This window comes from Nitrospina gracilis 3/211 (genome assembly GCF_000341545.2).
Taxonomy (GTDB): Bacteria; Nitrospinota; Nitrospinia; order Nitrospinales; family Nitrospinaceae; genus Nitrospina; species Nitrospina gracilis.
Window position 1 is genome coordinate 2,467,132 of record NZ_HG422173.1, and the last position, 20,136, is coordinate 2,487,267.

At 55.7% G+C, this 20,136-nt stretch carries 20 protein-coding genes; 13 read left to right on the top strand and 7 right to left on the bottom strand.

Translation table 11 applies throughout. The features are described from left to right. Positions 1 to 110 precede the first annotated feature (110 nt). Together TX82_RS11795 and TX82_RS11800 are read left to right on the top strand one after the other, a co-directional pair. Positions 111 to 467, top strand: a complete 357-nt coding sequence (locus TX82_RS11795; protein WP_005010843.1) for a hypothetical protein — start codon at positions 111 to 113, stop codon at positions 465 to 467. A 170-nt stretch (positions 468 to 637) separates the two neighbouring features. Further along, positions 638 to 1,579, top strand: a complete 942-nt coding sequence (locus tag TX82_RS11800; RefSeq protein ID WP_005010845.1) for a calcium/sodium antiporter — start codon at positions 638 to 640, stop codon at positions 1,577 to 1,579. 22 nt (positions 1,580 to 1,601) lie between these two features. On the opposite strand, the gene TX82_RS11805 is transcribed toward TX82_RS11800, so the two are convergent. Further along, positions 1,602 to 2,123 (bottom strand): bactofilin family protein, encoded by a 522-nt coding sequence (locus TX82_RS11805; protein WP_005010847.1) that lies wholly within the window; start codon positions 2,121 to 2,123, stop codon positions 1,602 to 1,604. A gap of 190 nt (positions 2,124 to 2,313) precedes the next feature. Between TX82_RS11805 and rph the strand changes: the two genes are divergently transcribed. The 7 genes from rph to TX82_RS15365 all read left to right on the top strand — a co-directional run bounded on the left by rph (position 2,314) and on the right by TX82_RS15365 (position 7,788). Continuing rightward, positions 2,314 to 3,039 (top strand): ribonuclease PH, encoded by a 726-nt coding sequence (gene rph / locus TX82_RS11810; protein WP_005010849.1) that lies wholly within the window; start codon positions 2,314 to 2,316, stop codon positions 3,037 to 3,039. 175 nt (positions 3,040 to 3,214) lie between these two features. Further along, positions 3,215 to 3,703 carry an acetolactate synthase small subunit gene (gene ilvN / locus TX82_RS11815; RefSeq protein ID WP_042252553.1) on the top strand — a complete coding sequence of 163 codons (489 nt, stop codon included), beginning with the start codon at positions 3,215 to 3,217 and terminating at the stop codon, positions 3,701 to 3,703. Between the two features lie 30 nt (positions 3,704 to 3,733). Further along, the gene (ilvC, locus tag TX82_RS11820; protein WP_005010853.1) at positions 3,734 to 4,735 is read left to right on the top strand and encodes a ketol-acid reductoisomerase; all 1,002 of its coding nucleotides are present in this window, start codon (positions 3,734 to 3,736) and stop codon (positions 4,733 to 4,735) included. A 15-nt stretch (positions 4,736 to 4,750) separates the two neighbouring features. Next, positions 4,751 to 5,395, top strand: coding sequence for a phosphatidylserine decarboxylase family protein (locus TX82_RS11825; RefSeq protein ID WP_005010859.1), 645 nt, complete (start codon positions 4,751 to 4,753; stop codon positions 5,393 to 5,395). Beyond that, positions 5,392 to 6,150 (top strand): CDP-diacylglycerol--serine O-phosphatidyltransferase, encoded by a 759-nt coding sequence (gene pssA, locus TX82_RS11830; RefSeq protein ID WP_005010861.1) that lies wholly within the window; start codon positions 5,392 to 5,394, stop codon positions 6,148 to 6,150. Before TX82_RS11825 ends, pssA begins: the two co-directional genes overlap by 4 nt. A 52-nt stretch (positions 6,151 to 6,202) precedes the next feature. Continuing rightward, a complete protein-coding gene (accD, locus tag TX82_RS11835; protein ID WP_005010867.1) occupies positions 6,203 to 7,057 on the top strand; it encodes an acetyl-CoA carboxylase, carboxyltransferase subunit beta in 855 nt (284 codons plus the stop codon). A gap of 53 nt (positions 7,058 to 7,110) precedes the next feature. Then, positions 7,111 to 7,788, top strand: coding sequence for a J domain-containing protein (locus TX82_RS15365; RefSeq protein WP_005010868.1), 678 nt, complete (start codon positions 7,111 to 7,113; stop codon positions 7,786 to 7,788). 97 nt (positions 7,789 to 7,885) lie between these two features. Here TX82_RS15365 and TX82_RS11845 read toward each other — a convergent pair whose 3' ends face one another. Further along, complete coding sequence (locus tag TX82_RS11845; RefSeq protein ID WP_005010869.1) at positions 7,886 to 8,833, bottom strand: chlorite dismutase family protein; 948 nt, start codon at positions 8,831 to 8,833, stop codon at positions 7,886 to 7,888. A gap of 181 nt (positions 8,834 to 9,014) precedes the next feature. Between TX82_RS11845 and rocD the strand changes: the two genes are divergently transcribed. Genes rocD through TX82_RS11860 form a run of 3 tightly spaced genes read left to right on the top strand, consistent with a single transcriptional unit; the run spans position 9,015 to position 11,236 of the window. Then, positions 9,015 to 10,217, top strand: a complete 1,203-nt coding sequence (rocD, locus tag TX82_RS11850; protein ID WP_005010870.1) for an ornithine--oxo-acid transaminase — start codon at positions 9,015 to 9,017, stop codon at positions 10,215 to 10,217. Positions 10,218 to 10,242: 25 nt separating this feature from the next. After that, the gene (locus TX82_RS11855; protein ID WP_005010872.1) at positions 10,243 to 10,782 is read left to right on the top strand and encodes an NADPH-dependent FMN reductase; all 540 of its coding nucleotides are present in this window, start codon (positions 10,243 to 10,245) and stop codon (positions 10,780 to 10,782) included. Beyond that, positions 10,775 to 11,236 carry a GNAT family N-acetyltransferase gene (locus TX82_RS11860; RefSeq protein WP_005010877.1) on the top strand — a complete coding sequence of 154 codons (462 nt, stop codon included), beginning with the start codon at positions 10,775 to 10,777 and terminating at the stop codon, positions 11,234 to 11,236. Before TX82_RS11855 ends, TX82_RS11860 begins: the two co-directional genes overlap by 8 nt. 413 nt (positions 11,237 to 11,649) lie before the next feature. Here TX82_RS11860 and TX82_RS11865 read toward each other — a convergent pair whose 3' ends face one another. The 5 genes from TX82_RS11865 to TX82_RS11885 form a co-directional block, all read right to left on the bottom strand. Beyond that, the gene (locus TX82_RS11865; protein WP_005010884.1) at positions 11,650 to 13,833 is read right to left on the bottom strand and encodes a thioredoxin domain-containing protein; all 2,184 of its coding nucleotides are present in this window, start codon (positions 13,831 to 13,833) and stop codon (positions 11,650 to 11,652) included. A gap of 141 nt (positions 13,834 to 13,974) precedes the next feature. Next, positions 13,975 to 14,793 (bottom strand): MlaA family lipoprotein, encoded by an 819-nt coding sequence (locus TX82_RS15370; RefSeq protein WP_144079165.1) that lies wholly within the window; start codon positions 14,791 to 14,793, stop codon positions 13,975 to 13,977. Between the two features lie 217 nt (positions 14,794 to 15,010). Then, entirely contained in the window at positions 15,011 to 15,682 is a 672-nt protein-coding gene (locus tag TX82_RS11875) for a tetratricopeptide repeat protein (RefSeq protein ID WP_187291966.1), read from the bottom strand. Positions 15,683 to 15,850: 168 nt separating this feature from the next. Continuing rightward, positions 15,851 to 18,694, bottom strand: coding sequence for a fused MFS/spermidine synthase (locus tag TX82_RS11880; RefSeq protein WP_005010895.1), 2,844 nt, complete (start codon positions 18,692 to 18,694; stop codon positions 15,851 to 15,853). 51 nt (positions 18,695 to 18,745) lie between these two features. Further along, a complete protein-coding gene (locus TX82_RS11885; RefSeq protein ID WP_005010897.1) occupies positions 18,746 to 19,636 on the bottom strand; it encodes a formylglycine-generating enzyme family protein in 891 nt (296 codons plus the stop codon). Positions 19,637 to 19,805: 169 nt separating this feature from the next. On the opposite strand from TX82_RS11885, the gene TX82_RS11890 reads away from it, so the two are divergent. Further along, positions 19,806 to 20,136 (top strand): inositol monophosphatase family protein (locus TX82_RS11890; RefSeq protein WP_042251176.1); only part of this gene is annotated, 331 nt, incomplete at its 3' end.

Here is a 20,136-nt window from a genome sequence, read left to right on the forward strand (position 1 = left end):
TAAGGCTTCTTTTCAGGAAGGCAAACGGCCTAATCTACTGCCAGCAGGGAACCCATCCAGAAACCGGGTTCCGTTACCCAACCTGAAGGCCTTTACATACGGAGACACCCATGAAAAATATCATACCCGTTCTGACAACGGCACTCCTAATCTGGGCCATTCCTTTTTTTGCCATTTCCCACGAGGGCGAACACGAAAGCAACGATGACCACATAATGGAATCCAAACACAACCTGTTTGAAGAAGGCAGTGGTTCCTCCGTGCTGTCACAACCTGGTCATGGGTACGGTCACGAATACAAAGAAGGCTCTCCCAATGCCACCATGAAATCCGGTCAGATAGACGAAGGCAGTGGCGGCATGAAAGACCATAAGCCGACACCGCATCGCACCGGTCACGAGGAAGGGTCAGGCATGAAGTCCATGGAGCACCAGACACCCTCAAAAGCCATCCCACACGCACACTGATCCCCTGGGTCCCTCCCCCTGTGACCCGGAAAAGCCGGGGCTTTCCTCCTCTTGGCCCCGGCTTTTCATCTCTTTTCTAATTTCTATTTTCTTTGCTTATTGAACCTGATATCTTCAAATATCGGTTTGCCTCCACGCGCAATTTATTTCCAACCCCCTAGAACCCATTCATGCTTCTCGACATCATTTTCATACTGGGAGGTCTCGCCCTCCTGTACTACGGAGGGGAACTGCTTATCGGGGGATGTCTGCGTATTGCCCAGCACTACCGGGTCAGTCCCTTCGTCATTGGCGCCACGGTGATGGGCTTCGGCACCTCCGCGCCGGAACTGGCGGTCAGCCTGCTGGCGGCGCTTGAGGGCTCACCGGAAGTGGCCATGGGTAACGTGGTTGGAAGCAACATCGCCAACGTCGGCCTTGTGCTCGGCCTCACCGCCCTGCTGGTTCCGGTCACCATCGACAAGGCCCGGTTCCGGCTGGAAACCCCTCCCCTTCTTATCGCATCCTTCCTGCTGATTTTACTAGCCTGGGACCAGGGACTGGTTCGATGGGAGGGATTGCTGTTTCTTGCCGGTATTGGGTGGTACATCGCCCGGGCGTTGAAAGACGAAGAAGAGTCGCTGCTTCATTTTGAGGACGAACTGAAATGGTTTCGGGGAAAACCGATCGGCTTTCAGTTTATCCTGATTGTGCTGGGTCTCGCCCTGCTGGTTGCAGGGGCGCGGGGAATGGTGGTTGGAGGTGTCAGCCTGGCACGTAATTTCGGCATCAGCGAATGGTTCATCGGCATCACCATCATCGCCCTCGGCACCAGCCTGCCGGAAATCGTTTCTTCCACCATGTCCGCCATGCGAGGTCATGGGGAGATGGCACTGGGCAACGTGTTCGGCAGCAATATTTTCAATATCTTCATGGTACTGGGCGCCACCGCGTCCATAGATCCGTTAATGATTCAGGAGCCGATCCGGGCCGACCTCATTTTCACGACGGCCCTCACCTGCATGCTTCTCATAATGATCAACCTGAAGCACCGTCTGGAAAAAGGAGGGGGGGTGGTGTTGCTTTCCGGCTACGCGTTTTATGTCGGCGCCAAAGGTTTGGGGCTGTTTTGAACCGACGGGCCGTGACCAGGCCTTATCCGGAAAACAACTGGCGGAAGAAGTTACCCACGCCCGAACCGGACGGTTTATTGCCTTTGTCCCTGGATGCCTCTTTTTTGTCGGAAGCAATCTTTGCCGCAGGTTTTTCGGTCGAAGCCGTTTTGGGCTGGGCACCGTTTTTGGGACCCCCGTTCGTTTCAGGCAATGGGGGTTCCGGAGTTTCCGGTTTTGGCTGATAGGTGGGTTTTGAAAGCATTTTGCAGCGTCCGTCAAAAACCGACCCCTCTTCAACCACAAGTTGAAAGGCCGAAATATCTCCGGTCAGATGGCTTTTTTCCACCAGCACCACTTTGTTGCCTGCGGAAACATCGCCCTGGATGGTGCCCCGGTTGGTCAGGTGACCGGCCTGAATATTGCCCAGGACATTGCCCGCTTCACCGACGATCAGGTGGTCGGCGGCAAACACCTCGCCCTCCACACGGCCTTCCACCAGCACCACACCCTTGACGCGTAAAACGCCTTTTAAGGTGACTCCTTTTTGTATGAATGAATCCATCCATGCTTCCTTTCAATGAATTCCTGACTGACGGAGGTCAGTATAACTGGTTCAAAATTAAAAGGTTAATGATTTTTTTCGGAAGGGGGAGCCACACACCGCCTCAACGTTGCTAAAATGCGAAATTCCTGATATTTTACCCCTTTTATTTTTTCGGCCCATCCCGCTCACCAGCCCAACGGAGAATCACATGAAGCGAAACGACGGACGCACTCCCACTCAGATGAGACCGGTGAGCATCAAAAAGAATTTTATCAAACACGCCGAAGGCTCCGTCCTCATCACCGTGGGCGAAACCAAAGTGATTTGCACCGCAAGCGTCGAAGAAAAAGTGCCTCCGTTTCTGCGAGACCAGGGACAGGGTTGGGTGACGGCAGAATATTCCATGCTTCCCCGCTCCACCCACACACGGTCACAGCGTGAATCCTCCCGCGGGAAAGTCAGTGGCCGTACCATGGAAATCCAACGGCTGATCGGCCGGTCCCTGCGGACCGTGGTGGATCTGGAAAACCTGGGGGAGCGAACCATCTGGGTGGATTGCGACGTGATCCAGGCGGACGGGGGCACCCGCACCGCCTCCATCACCGGGGCCTTCGTGGCGGTCTGCCTGGCGCTCAAGCACCTCCATAAAAACAAAATGATCGACTTCATCCCCGTCAAGGATTTCGTCGCCGCCACCAGCGTGGGCATGCTGGACGGACACAAACTGCTGGACCTGGATTACAGTGAAGACTCCACGGCAGGCGTGGACTTCAACGTCGTCAAAACGGGCCAGGGGCACTTCATCGAGGTCCAGGGAACCGCCGAGCGCGAACCGTTTTCCGACAAGGACATGCAGGAAATGCTTGGGCTGGCCGGCAAGGGCATCAAGGACCTGATCGACCTCCAGGAGAAAGCGATCGGCAAGCTGGACTGAAAGGGAACCGGCTTGGGCCGGAACCCTCAACTTCCCCGAAGCCCATGCTTCGGAAAAGATTCACAAGGCCAAAGTTTACAATTATATAGAAATAACCTACCGATTTTGTTAACATATGCTCCCGATTACCCTGAACACCATACCCAAACCGATTAATTCCGAAACCGGGAATCCCATGCAACATACTATTTCAGTCCTCGTGAATAACAAATTCGGCGTGCTTTCGCGCATTTCCGGTTTGTTCAGCGGCCGCGGCTTCAATATCGAAAGCCTCAACGTGGCCGAAACCAGCGAGCCCAACATCTCCCGCATGACCATCGTGACCCGCGGCGACGATAAAAAAATCGAGCAGATCACCAAACAGCTCAACAAGCTGGTCGACATCATCAAGGTTGTGGACCTGACGGAAGAAAGTTTCATCGACCGGGAAATGTTGCTGATCAAAATGAACGCCGAACCGAAAAACCGGGAAGAGATTCTGCGGATTGTGGAAATCTTCCGCGCCAAAGTGGTGGACGTGAGCCCGGCCACGTACACCATAGAGATCACCGGTGACGAGGGCAAACTGCGCGGCTTTCTGGAATTGTTGCGTCCTTTGGGTATCAAGGAAATGGTGCGGTCCGGACGCATCGCCCTGGGCCGCGGAATGCGGTCGATCAACTGAAAATAAATTCAGAGCGAATAGGAGAGAATCTTGTCGAAGATTTATTACAACAAAGATGCTGATATCAAGAATATAAAAAGCAAGACCGTTGCCATCATCGGTTACGGCAGCCAGGGGCATGCTCACGCCCGCAACCTGCATGACAGCGGAATCAAAGTCGTGGTCGGTCTGCGCAAGGAAAGCCGCTTCTGGGACCGCGCCAAAAAAGACGGGTTGAAGGTGATGACCGTGCCGGAAGCGTCCAAGGCCGCAGACATCATCATGATCCTCGTGCCGGACGACAAACAGCGCGCCCTGTACGATAACGAAATCCTGCCGCACCTGAAAAAAGGCAACGCCATCGCCTTCGGTCACGGATTCAACATCCACTTCGGCCAGGTGGTGCCACCGGACTTCGTCGACGTCTTCATGATCGCGCCGAAGGGACCGGGTCACCTGGTTCGCCGCACGTTTGAGCAGGGAGCAGGTGTTCCCTGCCTCATGGCCATTCAGCAGGACGTCACCAAGAACGCCAAGAAGGTGGCTCTCGCCTACGCCAAGGCTATCGGCGGCACCCGTGCCGGTGTTCTGGAAACCAGCTTCCGCGAAGAAACGGAAACCGACCTGTTCGGCGAACAGGTGGTGTTGTGCGGCGGCGTGACGGAGCTCATCCGTGCCGGGTTCGACACGCTGGTCGAGGCGGGTTACAACCCGGACCTCGCCTACTTCGAATGCCTGCACGAGCTAAAACTCATTGTCGATCTGATTTACGAAGGCGGCATCGGCAACATGCGGTACTCTATCAGCACCACGGCGGCTTACGGCGATGTGACACGCGGTCCGCGCGTCATCACCGATGAAACCCGCAAGGAAATGAAAAAGATCCTGGGCGAAATCCAGAGTGGCCAGTTTGCAAAGGAGTTTATCGTGGAGAACCAGGCCAACCGTCCGGTGTACAACGCCTTGCTGAAAAAAGATGCGGACCATATGATTGAGGAAGTGGGCGAACGCCTGCGGGGCATGATGCCGTTCGTCGGCAAAAAGCTCGACTGACCGGGCGGAGACACCATGCGCATTCCAATCGTTGCGGACGGTTTCCGCTTCATCATCCCGTTGGCCGTGGTCACCGCCGTGTTCGCGGCGTTGTCCATGCACTGGGGCACCCTGCTTTTCGGGCTGGCCCTTTTGTTCTGTCTCAACTTTTTCCGCGACCCGGAGCGGGCCATTCCGCAGAAAGACAACGTGGTGGTTTCGCCTGCGGACGGCAAGGTCGTCGAGATAGCGGAAGATACCGACCCACTGTTGAAAGAACCGATGATGCGGGTCAGCATTTTTTTGAACGTGTTCAACGTTCACGTCAACCGCGTTCCGGTTGCCGGCCGCATTGAGGCGGTCCGCTACAACAAGGGAAGTTTCCTCAACGCGGCCAGTCACAAGGCCTCGGCCGAAAATGAGCAAAACGCATTGCTCATCGACACCGGCCGCGAACAGGTACTGATGAAGCAGATTGCCGGATTGATCGCCCGTCGCATCGTCTGCTGGGCGAAAGAAGGCGATCGCTACGAACTGGGTCAGCGCATGGGGTTGATCCGGTTCGGCTCGCGAACCGATTTGTTTCTGCCCAAATCGAGCAAGATCGAGGTTCAGGTCGGAGACAAGGTGAGCGGAGGCAGTTCCATCATCGGATTTCTGGATCCCGGAAACTCGTCATGATCAAACCGCCGGAAAAACTGAAAAAAGGCATTTACATCCTTCCCAGTCTGTTCACCACGGGAAATGTCTTTTGCGGGTTTTATGCCTTGATTGCTGCCTTGAGCGAGCAGTACTTCCAGGGCGCCGTGGCGATCGGCCTGGCTATCGTTTTCGACATCCTCGATGGCCGTGTGGCGCGCCTCACCAAAACCACCAGCGCCTTCGGCTTCGAGTACGATTCCCTGGCGGACGTGATCTCGTTCGGCATGGCCCCCGCCCTGCTTGCCTACAGCTGGGTCCTGCAACCCTTTGGACGGTTGGGATGGATGGCGGCGTTCCTGTTCCTGCTTTGCGGTGCGTTGCGCCTGGCGCGGTTCAACGTCACCCAACCGGACCCGTCCAGCGATAATTTCATCGGGCTTGCCATTCCGGCGGCGGCCGCCATGATCGCCTCCATCATCATTGCCTTCGAGGATTTGTTCGCGACGCGGCTCAATCCCATGATCATGGTTGGTGTGGTGTACCTCCTGGCGTTTTTGATGGTGAGCAACATCCGGTACCCGGCTTTCAAAAAGCTGGCGTTCAAAAAACGCGTGACGTTCACGCGGTTCGTGTTTGTCGTGCTGTTCGTGTACGCGGTGGCAACGATTCCCAAGATCGCATTTTTCGGGCTGAGCCTGCTTTACGTGATGTCGGGTCCGACGCTCTGGCTCACGGGACTCTTGCGCAAAGTCGGGTCTCAGGGATCGAGGGAAATTCCTCACCGCAAAGAATGAACAATTGTCCTTAACTTCAACCAACACTCATTGAGACGAGTTGACAATCATTATGGCCTGGTTCGATAAATTTCCCGGTGTGGGTCGCAAATTACCCAAAACCAAAGAAGCGTGGGTGGAATGCAAATCCTGCAAAGAACAGATTTACCAGATTGACCTGATAGACAATCTGCATGTGTGCCCGAAGTGCGATTTTCATTTTCGCATGACGTATTCGGACCGGGTTCAGCTGCTTGTCAATCCCGGTACATTTGAAGAAAAAGACGCCAACCTGATATCCGGGGACCCCATCCGCTTCAAGGATAAAAAACGTTACAAGGACCGCGTCAAAAGTCTGCTCAAGGTTCGAAACAGCACCGACTCCGTGGTCTGCGGAACCGGAAAGTTGGAAGACCACCAGGTGGAGTTGTGCGTTTTTGATTTCGAATTTCTCGGGGGAAGCATGGGATCGGTGGTCGGCGAGAAAATCACCCGTGCCATCGAACGCGCACGGGCAGACAAGTCGGCGCTGGTCATCGTCAGCTGCTCCGGCGGGGCACGCATGCAGGAAGGCATCTTTTCACTAATGCAAATGGCCAAAACATCGTCAGCCCTGAATACGCTCGCTGAGGAGGGCGTACCCTACATCTCGGTGTTGACCGACCCCACCATGGGCGGCGTTTCTGCCAGTTTCGCCATGCTTGGGGACGCCATCCTGGCCGAGCCAGGCGCGCTGGTCGGCTTTGCGGGGCCCCGTGTCATCGAACAGACGATCAAACAGAAACTGCCGGAGGGGTTTCAGCGTGCTGAATTCCTGTTGGATCACGGCCTCATTGATCAAGTCGTGCACCGCAAGGACATGAAACGGCGTATCGCCAATCTGCTTTCCCTGTTCAAAAACACCCCTATCGTCGCCCAACCGAATTGAATTATAATAGAAAGTCGATTCCACCTCGACCCGGATGGATGTGAGATCGGCTTATGATCCAGTACTACAAAATACTCGGCGTTTCTTCCAGGGCCAGCCTGACGGAAATCAAAAAAGCATACAAGGAACAGGTCAAGAAATGGCACCCCGACCGCTTTCCCCATGCCGACGAATCCGCGCAGAAAAAGGCCCACGACCTGTTTTCCTCCATAACCGAAGCGTACCAGAAGCTGGTGGACCTGCACACCAACCGCCAGCAGGGATTTTACGAGGAGGACCGGTTCAGCGGATTCCAACGGCCTTTCAACCCCGATTTCGGCCGGACCACCCAGCCCCCACCACCCGGTGTCCGCGCGGAAACCGACATACCGGGGTACTTCATCCAGACTTTCAACAACGGCGACCGCTACGAGGGTCAGTTCCACAACGACATGATGCACGGCATGGGCCACTACGTGCGCGCCAACGGCGACGTGTACACAGGTCAGTTCCGGTTCAACAAAGCACACGGCAACGGCAAGATGACCTTCGCCAACGGCGACACCTATACGGGTGAATTTGTGGAAGATGCCATGTGTGGTCGCGGTACTTACATTTATGCCAACGGCGACCGCTACGTGGGCCGTTTCCAGGCTGACATGCCCCACGGGGAGGGTGTTCTCATCTCTGATGGAAAGGCGTACGGAGGGCAATGGGAATTCGGGCAACTGCGGGCAGAGGGCTCGATGTAAACACCACCTGCCTCATTTTTGGCACAATATAAAAAAGCCGCTCCATTTCGGAGCGGCTTTTATTTTTCCAGGTGAATCTGTTTTTGGAGCGCGGCGATCAGACGCCCAGCGTTTCCACCGCATCGCGAATGGACATTGCCGTGCAGGAGAAAATAGGCGTGTCTTTTTCCGTGTAGCGGCTGCCTTCCGTCTCGCGCAGGTCCATGACCAGATCGAGGAAATCGTCCGGGTAATCCGTTTCGAACGCCACGACGAAATCGTAGTCGTCCAGGCCGAAGCAGTACGTGGTGTTCAGTTTCACCGACGGGTACTGGTTGCCTACATAAATGTGCTCGTCCATGATGCCCTGCCGAGCGTACTTGGAAAGCAGGTACCATTCGCGTTTCTTGGTGAACGGATAGATGAACAGGTACTTGGCCTTTCCCGGGATGATGTGCGTCCGGTCTTCCTCGTGCTCAGGGTTGAACAGGTCCATGTACATCGACCGCTTTGTCTGCGAAAAATACGAATACGTGGTGTCGAGGTACTTGCCCAGTTTGGTGCGCAGCATAGCGGTGGTCATTTTCTGGAAGTTTTCCATCTCGTAGGAAATCCGCCACAGCATGATTTCCGAATCACAACGGACACCCACCGTGGAATAAGCGAGGACGATCGTCCCGTCCTGTGCGTCGTAATCTTCCAGCACATTGATGAATTCTTCCTTCGCCGCGTCGATCTCGGCCTGCGGCAGGCGCCGGAACGCCGAATCAAGCTTGTAAAATGCGAAGTTGACGTACTGGCGGCGGCTGCCGGGTTGTGCTTCCCGCGCTTTCCGCTCGGCCTGCATTTTGGCAATCGCTTCGCCTTCACGCTCCTGCCGGGCCCGGGAGACCACTTCGTCGTCAATCAATTCAATGGATTTATCCCGGGCATATTGTTCGATCCCACGGACCACGCTTTTCCGCACGAAAAAGGGCACATTCAGCATCCGGGCTTTGGCATCTTCGGTCCAGTTCAGGCTCGTTTCCGGCATTAATTGTTCCAGCTCTTTGTCATCGATTGCCATAGCTCAACCTCTATCCTCGGTTGTTAAAGTTTGCCAAATTATACAATAATCAAAACAGGGATCAAGGCCCGGAGCCGACTGAATCCGGATAATCCCTGCTAGGCATGTCTGTTCTTGGTTTGATCGGGTCCCATGATAAACTGGGTATTATCGAATTTCAACACGAAATGCGCCTAAACCTATGAAAACTCAAGATTTTATCCAACTCGAAAACCGATACGGGGCCAGAAATTATAACCCTCTGGATGTGGTGCTGAACCGTGGGGAGGGAATCTGGGTGTGGGATGTCGATGGAAATCGCTACATGGACTGCCTGGCCGCCTACTCTGCCGTCAACCAGGGACATTGCCACCCCAAAATCCTGAATGCAATGGTCGACCAGGCCCGCAAGCTGACGCTCGTCTCGCGCGCCTTCCGCAACGATCAACTGGGGCCGTTTTACGACGAAATCTGTCAATTGACCCACTCGCACTCCGTCCTGCCCATGAACAGCGGCGCCGAAGCGGTGGAATCGGCCATCAAGGCCGTCCGCAAGTGGGGTTACGAGGTGAAAGGCGTGCCGGACGGCCAGGCGGAAATCATCGCCTGCACCAACAATTTCCATGGCCGCACGCTGACCATCGTCGGTTTCAGCTCCGAGGAGCAGTACCGCGCCGGCTACGCGCCGTTCACGCCGGGATTCAAACTGATCCCGTTCGGCGACGCGGACGCGCTTGGGAAAGCGATCACACCCAACACAGTCGGCTTCCTGGTTGAACCCATCCAGGGTGAAGGCGGCGTGATCATCCCTCCGGACGGTTACCTGAAAGCCGCACGCGACTTATGCGACCGGAATAACGTCATGTTGATTCTCGATGAGATTCAGACAGGACTGGGACGGACCGGCAAACTGTTCGCCGAGGAGCACGAAGGCATCGAAGCCGACCTGACCCTGGTCGGCAAGGCTCTCTCCGGCGGCTTCTATCCCATCTCCGCAGTCTTGAGCAACCGCGAGGTGCTGGGCGTATTCAGGCCCGGTGACCACGGAAGCACGTTCGGCGGCAACCCGCTGGCCTGCGCCGTGGCCCGCGCCGCGCTCAAGGTGCTGGTCGAGGAAAACCTGATCGAAAACGCCGCGCACGTGGGCGATTACGCAATGAAGAAACTGCGCGCCATCGACTCGCCTCACATCCGGGAGGTGCGCGGTCGCGGCCTGATGATCGGCATCGAACTGAAACCGGAGGCCGGCGGCGCGCGCCGTTTCTGCGAGGCGCTGGCGCAACGCGGCGTGCTCTGCAAGGAAACGCACGAGAACGTCCTGCGCATCGCTCCGCCCCTGACCATCAAAAAAGAGGAAATCGACTGGGCCATCGAACGCATCCAACAGGTATTGACCGGATTGTGATCCCCCTTCAACAAAGGACCCCCTCATGGTTAAAATCATTCTGATTCAGGGAAGCCTCAATCCCGATTCCCACACGGCAAAGCTGCTTGCCGCCACAGCCCGTGAGCTGGACAAACGCGGGGTGGGAAACGAGACCATCGACCTGCGCGACCTGGAGATGCAGTTCTGCGACTCGCGTCCGCTTCGCGAATACAACGAAAGCACGCAAACGGTGCACAAGAAACTGGCCGACGCGCAGGGATTCGTCTTCGGCATGCCCGTGTACTGCTATTCGGTTTCAGGTCCACTCAAAAACTTCATCGACATCCATTCCTCGGCCATGGAAAAGAAATGGGCGGGAATCGTGGCTCAGGCCGGGGGCAAATCATCGTACATGTCGCTGGGCGATCTGGCACAAATCCTCGCATTCGAGTCGCACGTCACCACCGTGCAACCGCACGTGTACACGACATATGCCGACTACGACGGGGATGAGTTGACCAGCGAAAAAGCCCGGGCCAAAATCCAGGAAATGCTCGACAAACTGGTCGCCTGCCTGCACGCCGCGAAAGAAGAAAATGCCTGAGACCGTCGCCGTTCGCGAAGGCCGCCCCGAAGACGCGTTGATCATCACCAAATACAACCGCGCCATGGCAAACGAGACGGAATCCAAATGTTTGCACACGCAAACCGTCTTAAAGGGTGTGCAAGCAGGACTGGCCCGGCCGGAGCTCTGCCGTTACTTTGTCGCCGAGGTCGCGGGACATGTCATCGGCCAGGCCATGATCACCTACGAGTGGAGCGACTGGCGAAACGGTCAATTGTGGTGGTTGCAGAGCGTGTACGTGCACCCCGACCACCGCAGACAGGGCGTCTTTCGCAAGCTCTACCGGCACATCGAAAGCCTCGCCCGCACTGCCTCCGATGTACGCGGCATCCGTTTGTATGTCGAAGAAAAAAACCGCAGCAGCCAGAGCGTCTATGCCAAACTCGGCCTTCTCCCCGCCGGGTACCACGTGTACGAACGGGAGTTTGAATAAAATTCCGCCTGCCTGCAACACTCACCTGAACTTAACCCGGCCGATTCCAACGACAATGAAATTCTATTTTGAAATTGGTACGAACTTGCCTTACCTTTTTTATTCAGGCAATAAACTGTTTCATGAATCTTCGTAAGTAAAGTAAGGATAAGTTGATGCAGGAAAAAAGAAAAAGGACGTTACAGAAAAAGCTGGGAATGGGCCTTGCAATGTGGTTGATGGCGGGGATGCTTTTTTCCGGGTGTCATCATGTGTTTCCGTTTCTGAAACACGATCACGGGAAGCACAAGGGACACCACGAACATAAAAAGTAATGAATACCGCACCTCCCGTGTGTTGTTTACAAACAAAAAGCCCCGGCGGTCTATGGCCACCGGGGCATTTAAACTTAAAAACGACTAAAAAAGGAAGGCTTACTTTTTACCCAGGCCGGAATGCTTGAAAATGTGGTTCATGGCGTTCAGGAAATTCGCCTGCTCCTTTGACTCCAGATCTTTCACTTTCTTTTCCTCGTCGAAGATGTTGAGCTTGATGTGCGGCGGACGGCCCATCTGGTTCATCAATGCTTCGGCGTCATGCACCGGCGGGTAACACGTGCCCTGCCGGCACACATACACTGTCGGTTGGCCCGATACGGGGCCGCGCCCTTCCGCCCAGGGCACGCGCTGGACCGTCGCGTCGCCTGAATAGCGCACCACCAGTTTGTCGGGACGGTAATCAGCGTACACCGCTTCAAGGAGTTTGCCGTACTGCGGATCGCCCTCCGGTCCGGAAATCGTCACCTCCATGGGCAGGGACTCGATGAAATCCATCGCCGCGAGAAGACTCGTGTACGCCGTGGGACGGTGCTCGATGCGGTCGGCGAACGCGCGCACGGTGTCGCGTCCTTTTTCGAAATACGCGTCCTTGCCCGTCAGGCGGCCCAGTTTCGCCAACGCCAGCGCCGCGACTCCATTCGCGGAAGGGATCGCCTCGTCCTCCGGATTCTTGAGACGCGTGATGAGTTTCTCCTGATCCGCCGCGGTCATGAAGAACCCGTTGTCCTTATCGTCCCAGAACCGGTCGATCAACGCATCGGCCACCGCCTGCGCCTTATCGATCCATTCCCCCTCGCCCGTGGCTTCAAACACGCCAAGCAGGCCTTCGATAAACCACGCGTAATCCTCCAGACAGCCATCGACCCTCACCTTCCCGTCCTTGTAAACACGGAACAATTTGCCGTCCTTCCACATCGTATCCCATAAAAAACGGGCGGCCTGGACGGCGTGGTCGCGGTACACCCGGTCGCGGAACACCACCGCGCCCGCAGCAAAAGCAGCGATCATCATGCCGTTCCAGCCAGTGAGGATCTTGTCGTCACGACCCGGGTTCTGCCGCTTGCCCCGTGATTCGAGCAGGGTCTGCCTGCCGTTTCGTATGATGTGATCGACCTCAAAGATCGGCACGCCTTCGGATTCCGATACCTTCTCCATCGTTTCGGCGATGTGCAGGACGTTGCGTTTTTCGAAATTGCCCGTGGCGGTCATACCGTACACGCGCGCGAACACCTTCGAATGGCGCGGCCCCAGGATGTCGAGCACCTCTTTCATCGTCCAGGTGAAGAAGTGACCTTCCCCGGCGTCGGTGTCGGCGTCCTGGCTGGAATAGAACGCCCATTCCGGCGAGGTCATCTCCCGCCCGATGTAATGGAACACTTCGCGGGCGATGCGTTCGTAGATTTCCTGCTTGGTGGCCTGAAACATCTCGACGAACAGGCGTGCCAGAAGCGCGTTGTCGTAAAGCATTTTTTCGAAATGCGGTACCAGCCATTTGCGGTCGGTGGAATAGCGGTGGAAACCGCCCCCCACCTGATCGTACATGCCGCCTTCCGCCATTTTGGTGAGGCTTTTGTCAGCCATCAGGATGGCGTCGTTGTCCTCGCGCTTCTGCCAGTGGCGGAGCAGGAGCGTGTACAGCATGGGTTCGGGAAACTTCATGCCGGAACCGAATCCGCCATAGGTCTCATCGAACTTTTCCTTCATCAATTCCACCGCCTGCGGGATCAGTGCGTCGGTTCCAGCCCCCTGCCCTTGCGGGATCGGTGGCGGGGTGGTGAGTTTTTCCATCAGCCGCGCGCTCACCGACTTCATGCGGTCCTTTTGGTTACGATAGATGTCCGCCGCCTGCTGGAGCACCTGTGGGAAGCCGGGGCGGTTGAACTTCGGCTCCGGCGGATAGTACGTGCCGCCGAGATACGGCTCTTGTTCCGGGGTGAGGAACACGCTCATCGGCCAGCCGCCGTGGCCGTTGAGGGCGATCACCGATTTCATGTAGATGGCGTCGATGTCCGGCCGCTCTTCGCGGTCCACCTTGATGTTGACGAACAGCTCGTTCATGAGCTTCGCCGTCTCTTCGCTTTCGAACGATTCATGGGCCATCACGTGGCACCAGTGGCAGGAAGAATAACCGATGCTCAAGAATATCGGTTTGTCCTCACGCTTTGCCTTGTCCAGAGCTTCCGGTCCCCAGGGATACCAGTCCACGGGGTTGTGCGCGTGTTGCAGGAGGTATGGACTGGTTTCGTCCTTCAACCGGTTGGTGTGTGCGGGTGCGGTCATAACAAATGTGCCGGGAGTCAGGGTTTCACAACTTGATGCGCCAAGCATACCGGAAAGGAGAAAGGGGTGAAAGATGGAATTTGGGACGGGGTAAGCTGAGCACGGGATGGGTGGCATGCACCGGGAGTGGGCTGGGCCACCCTATTCGCGGATTTTCTTTTCGCGGATCTGGTGGTAGAAATCACGCACGCTCTCGTAAGGATCGATGGCACTCTCATCGAGCGCTTTTTTGTCGTCGATGAAGAAGGACGTTTCATTGACCACTTTTCCGGAAGTCACACCCGCGCCAGTCACCGCATCGGGAATAATCCAGAACAGAGGGTTCAACAATGTGTCCACGACGGTACCGACGGTGTCCCTGGCGGTGGAGGGTCCGAGAAACGGCAACATGATGTAGGGTCCGGGCGGAACGTACCAGTATCCCAGCGCCTGCCCGAAGTCTTCGTCGACATCCACAATGCCGTATTCCTGTCCGGCCACGTCCAGCATGCCGCCCCAGCCGAGGGGAACATTCATGACGGTCCGCACCAGTACGATTCCCGCCTTTTTGAATTTCAACTGCACGACACAACTGACGAACTTCGCCGGAGCGAGAAACACGTTATACAGGTTGCGCAGGGCGATGCGGAATTCTTCGTTTAAGTAATCGCGGTACACCTCGGCCACGGGACGCAGGGCGTATTCGTAAACCGTATCATTGAACGTGTACATCGACCTGTTGAATCCTTCGAACGGATCGCTGAGCGGAGGGATATCGGGCTGTTTCTTTTCAAACGGATCTTCCTCGTACACCTCGTCGCCGAACGGATCGGAAAACGGGTCGCCAGCGGGAACGTCGTCATCGAGAAGCCGGGGATCGAGTGGTTCCCCACCTTTGGGTTTCCTTGTTTTCTTTGCCGGAGGAATGGCCTCGCCATCCGGAAGTAATTTTTGGGCAAGAGGCGTGCGCTTTTCGCTCAAGGCCTCCTTTTGCTCAAGGGTGCCCAAGTCGGGAGCAACGGGCAATGCCTCAACTTTATTGAAGGAGGCGTGCAGAGGGGCCGGTCCCAGAAGAAACACAACGAGGGCGCTCAAAACCAGGTTTGGATTGAAACCTCGTTTCCGGATTACTGCGAGGGATTGGGGTAAAAAGAAAATCAGAGCGACCAGGCGCAAGTTCCACTCCCATGAAATGAAATCATGCGGGTTCGGGCAGGGCGGCGGCGAGGCGGTCGATGGAATCCTGCTGGATTTTCACCTTCGCGTCGCGGGCGCGTTTCACAATCTCCCAGGCTTTCGCGTACTGTCCCTGATGAAACAAGGAATCGACCAGTACACCGTATGCCGTTTCGTTGTATTTGTTAAACTGGATGGCTTCCAAAAGTTTGGCAATGGCCAGATCGTGTTTACCCATCTTCGCCAGGGATGCGCCCCAGTACGCGTAGGCACTGCTGTTCTCCGGTTCCAGAAGGAGGGCGTTTTCGTATTTGTCTATGGCGTCCTGATGCTTGCCTTTCATCTCCAGCGTGAGACCCCAGTAAATATACGTGCGGGCAGAGTTCGGATTGATCTGCGCCGATTGAATGAACTTGTCCACCGCCTCATCCAGACGGTCGCCCTTCACCAGCGTGATACCCCACCACGTGAACACTTCGGAGTTCGTCGGATCTTCCTGATTCAGCTCCTTAGCCAGTTCCTCCGCTTGTTTCAGCTTGCCATTGGTGACGTGCTGCTTCAACAGGTCGAGACGCTTCATCACCTCAAACCGCTTGGCCTGCTCCACTTTTTTCTCTTCCTGACGTTTCTGGATCTGCTGGGCCTGTACCTGCTGACGGGCCTGGTTCTCGCGGATTTGAGTTTTGATACTCACATATACAAATCCGATGAAAATAAAAATGCAGCAGAGAACGTAAACGACTTTGACTTTTTTTGGCATTTAATTTTCCGGTGACAAATACGAATAACAATTGAAGGATGACATTGTACCTTGAGTGGACATCAACCCAAAACGCTAATTGCAGAAAATGGATCACCCTGTTCAGGATGCCGGTTTCAACTGCGTTTCCGCCAGGTCGATCAGGCGCGCCGTTTCGGGATCGTCCGGTACCAGCTTTTGCGCCTCTTTCAGCGCCGAAAGCGCGGTGTGGGTGTCTCCACGAAGGAGGGCCAGGCGTCCCAGCTCCAGAAACCCGTACACATAGTAAGGGTTTATCTGAATGGTCTTGCGGTAAGCCTCTTCCGCCTTGGAATACTCACGGATTTCGCGGTAAATGTTTCCCAGGTTGAGAAGGGTCAGGATGTGTTCCGGGTCAATCTCCAGAATTTTAAAATAGAAACCCGCGGCCTGCTCAAATGCACCGTGTTCGACCGCCGCCACCGCCTGGTCGAGGTACTGGTCGATCTGCGCCTTGCGCTTGATGCCTTTCACCTGGACCTCGCTCCGGTCCAGTCCGGCCAACCCTCTCCGTACGGTTTCCTGTTCGGCGGGTGTCAGACGGTGGAAACTTACAAAATCGGGATACACCCGGAAATGCGGCGTCAACTGGCGCACGATGAGGTGCCTCTCGTCTTTGTAAATGTACTCGGGTGCGCCGAATTCGAGGAGCGAATTGTCATCCGTGTGCAGAGGGGCGTCGCCAATGAATTCATTCAACGTATCCTGGCGCATGATGAGCAGCCCCATCAAATCGCGCACATCTTCGATTCCCAGACGTTTTAAATCCTTGCCGGTGACAGAATCTTCGAGAATCCGCCGCGCTTCTTCATAAGGAAGCGTGTAGTTTTCCTTTGACCCGATCATCAGGTAATCGTCGCCGACGATGGATTCCCACACGGTCACAAACGGAAACACGGTGTGAAAGGAACGGGCGATGGATTTGAAGTTTTCCGGCGACATGTTGGTATGCGTCCAGATACATACGATGCCCCCCGGATTGAGCCGCTGTTCCACCAATCGGAAAAAATCAACCGTAAACAACGCACCAATCCCTGAAATCCACGGGTTCGACGGCTCCGAGATGATGACGTCGTATTTCTTGTCGGTGAGGGTGATGTGGTTGCGCCCGTCCTGCAGGATGAGGTTCACACGCTCATCTTCCAGAGCGTGATGATTGAACGGCTCGAAGAACCGGCTTCCCTCGATAACCGCAGGCGAGATTTCCACGAGGTCGATCTCCTTCGCCGGAAACTGTTCCACTGCTCCCAGCGTCACGCCGCTCCCCTGCCCGATAACCAGCACCTGCTCACGTTGTTTGTTGAACAGCATCGGCAGGTAGCCGGAGAGCAATTGCGTGCGCATGTCCATCGCCAGAGAGGCGTCGGTCTTGCCGTTGACGCGAAGGAAAATGTTACCCGTGCGGCCAAGCTCGGTCGTCACCGTGGTGTGGATGCCTTCTTCATAAAATAAAATTTTGTTTCGGTCCCCGAGAGCGGTGTCCAGGTCATCCAGACGGTACGGGATATACGATCCGCTGGAGATCACCGCACGGTCCCACGCGCGAATGTCCTGCGCCCCCAGCACGAACAGCACCAGCACCCCCGGCAGGATGTATGTCTTGAAATTGAGCGACAGGCCGGGAGACGTGGCCAGCAGGTACCCGCCCAACAGCATGTTCAGGATGACCGCAATCAGGATGGTGTTCTGGATACCGAGCCAGGGAATCAGCAGGAAACCACCGACGAACGAGCCGAAGATGGTACCCACCGTATTCGACGCATAGGCGGACCCCACGTTCCGTCCCAACGTCTCCAGCCGTTGGGCCACCATGCGCACCACCACAGGGAACTGCGCTCCCATACAGAACGTGGGAATGAAAATGATGGCGAATATGATTAGAAAGTTTGCCCACTGCACCGTTGCGAAATTCAGGTCCCAGTTCAGATACACCCACCGGTTGAACAACGGCACATCGCCGAAAAACGGAAGTGCCACGAGCGCCGAAAAACCAATCGCCACCTGCAACGCGCCGAACGTCACTTTCAAATCCTTGAAACGGTTCACCAGCCGGGCGAAAACAACCGTTCCCAGCGCCAGCCCCAGGATGAATGTGGTGAGGATGAGGCTGAACGCATACACCGACGAGCCGAGCAACAGGGAAAAGATGCGGTTCCACGCGACCTGGTAGATCAACGCCGCCACACCCGAAAGCCCAAAACAGATGAGCACCGCCCACAGTTCCGGTGTGAACGGAGAAGGGGATTCGGCCCGGGAATGTGATGCCGCTTGCGGCTCTTTGGTCAGCAGGGAGGCCAAGCCCCCTTCCCCGCGAACCGAGAACAGGATGATGGCGGCGATGGTGAGGTTGAGCGCGGCGGCGATCCAGATGGTGGCACTGATGCCGAACGCGCGCATGAACACAAATGCGCTGGCGAACGCTCCCACCACCGCGCCGAAGGTGTTCATCGCATAGAGGGTGCCGACGTCGCGGCCGATGCCCTGTTCGTCGTCGGAGACAAATTTGCCCAGTACCGGAAGGGTCGCCCCCATGAACGAGGCCGGGATGATGAGAATCATCGCGCACACCCCAAACCGCAGGAGGCTGGCAAGCATGTAGTCGTCGCGGAAATGGCTGTAGATCCATTGGAACAGCGGCAGGCCGAGGTCGATGAGATACGGGATCAGAAAACAGAAGACGCCGATGATCCCTTCGAGCACCGCATAGAGGACCAGCGGCTCGCCGTGCCGGTCCACCCAGCGGCCGCCAAGGTAACTTCCCAGAGCGAGCCCCGCCATGAACGTGGTGAGCACTGTGGCGATGGAATAATGCGTGTTGCCCAGAACCTGGGTCAGGAGGCGGGTCCAGACGACTTCATAGATGAGGCCCGTGAATCCGGAGACGAAGAAGAATACGAAAATCCAGATTCTGAAACGGGACGGTTTCAAAGGTGCGCCTGCCCCTCTAATGGGAGGTAAGGTTGGGTTTGTGGACCGGGGCTACTTTTCCACCGACTTGCCACAGCGGAATCCTACCACGCTGTCCTTTCGGCCCGGCGTGGCGGCGTAACGTTTTGACGCGCGCACATCCACCTTGGTGGAATCCCACGAACCGCCGCGGAACACCCGGTTCTTTTTATTTTCGGCGCCGGTGGGGTTCATCATCGGCGCTTCCTGATAATAAAACTGATCGTACCAGTCTTCCACCCATTCCGACACATTGCCTGCCATGTCGTAAACGCCATAAACGCTTCGTCCCATGGGAAAACTGCCGATGGGTGCGAGGTACTGGTAGTCATCCGCCGTGCCGTGAATATTGGCGCGCCGCGGGAGCATTTCATTGCCCCAGGGGTAGACCAGGCCGTGAGTCCCGCGCGCGGCCTTTTCCCATTCCGCTTCGGTCAAAAGACGTTTGCCGGCCCAGGTGCAGTAGTTGACGGCATCGTACCAGCTGACACCCACCTGGGCGACGTTGGGATGTTTTAAAAGCTCGTGCTCTCCCTCGAAAAAGGGAACGCTCGGCTCAACATAATTGGCCGCCTTGCGGAATTTATTGTAAGCTTCGACGGAAACCTCGTACTTGTCCACGTAAAATGCGTCGAGGTAAACTTCCTGGGGTGGTTTCTCATCGAAATCGCCTTCGAGGGACCCACGGGAAAACACGCCTTCGGGAACCAGAACCATCTCCCGGCCATCGTCGCCGACAAGAGTTTCGTAAATGCTGAAATCGCGATTGTCATCTATTGTAATTTGCTTCTGCTGAGCCTGTTCTGTACGCACCTTGCGGTCGAACTTGATGGATTTGTTGATTTCCCACACGATGACGAGAAAAAAGGCTATGGCTACGGCAAAACAGGCAATGACGGCAATGACCAGATTTTTGTCACTCATATAATGTATACAGACCCAAAAGTTGGACGTTAACTCAAATCGAAAAAGTGATTATAGTTTATCATTGCATTAAATCAAACGATTTCTGCCTCCATCCGGCAGCTCCAAATTTCGTCCAAGACATTGAAACGGGAGAAGAAAATCCCACCTGCCATAGGAAAACAACTGGATGCCCTCTCACTCAAAAGACCTGCTTCACGCCAAGGATACAGCGCTTACCTGGTTGAAACCGGTAAACCGGGAAATCATGAAATGGTTCCGCAACGACGTGGCCGTGGACCTGAAATCCGACCAGAGCCCCGTAACCATTGCCGACCGAAACGCCGAGGAAATGCTCCGCCGCAATATTGAAAAAGCCTTTCCGGACCACGGCATCATCGGGGAAGAATTCGGCAACGTGGATCCCGGGCGCGAGTGGGTGTGGACGGTGGATCCCATAGACGGCACCCGTTCTTTTGTTCGGGGTCTGCCTTTATTTTCCGTGCTTTTGTCTTTATTGC